Here is an 821-nt window from a genome sequence, read left to right on the forward strand (position 1 = left end):
CGGCGCAGTGCCTCGCGGTGGTCGGGCAGCGGGCGGACGGCGGCGCCCTCCAGCGGGGGCGCCGGGAGCAGGGCCGGCGCGGCGCTGTCCTTGGCGACCGTCCAGAAGCGTTCGGCGACGCCGACGACGAACACCGTGACGAGGATCAGGGCGTAGGCGTTGCCCGGGGTCCAGTTGATCCACAGCGGCGCGATGATCAGCAGCAGGGCACGGACGCCGTCCGCGCCGATCATCGTCCATCGCCGGTCGAGGGCGTTGCCCGGTGCGACCAGTGAGGACAGCGGTCCGAGCAGGACCGCGCCGAACAGCAGCGTGGCCAGCGTCCGGGTGACGAAGACCGCGGCGACGGCCAGCGCCACCCCGCGGTAGCCGCTGCCGAACACCGGTTCACCGCCGGTGAGCGCGACGCCGAGCGTGGTCTGGAGCGCCAGCAGTACGAGTACCAGCAGGGCCAGGGCGTCGCCGATGCCGCTGACGCACTGGGCACTCCACAGCCGCCGCAGCGGCGCATGGCTGAGCAACGCCGGCAGGGCGCGCTCGCGGGAGTCAGCGGCCAGGGCGTCGGAGGTGGGGGTCACAACCGGTTGCTGCTCTGCACGCGTCATATGGGCCAGCGTATAGGGCAGCGCCGATTCCTTGTGCCGGTGCCCGAACATCTGGACGGGTGCGCACGGGACATCCGTACGGGTGCGCGCCGACGAGTGCGCCCGGGGAGTGCGCCGGACGACCGGGCCGGACGCCGCACGCCCCGGGTGGGCTCGTCGGGTGCCGTCCCGTCAGGGGTGGGCGGGCACACCGGGCCCGGGCGGCACCGGTCCACG

The 821-nt window shown here is 74.3% G+C and carries 1 pseudogene; it reads right to left on the reverse strand.

Features of this window, described 5'->3' with window-relative positions:
- Window positions 1–605: pseudogene (locus tag ACYVE9_RS29025) on the reverse strand (dTMP kinase); the annotation flags it as partial.
- Window positions 606–821: the final 216 nt, after the last annotated feature.

It is taken from the genome of Streptomyces sparsus (genome assembly GCF_054776295.1).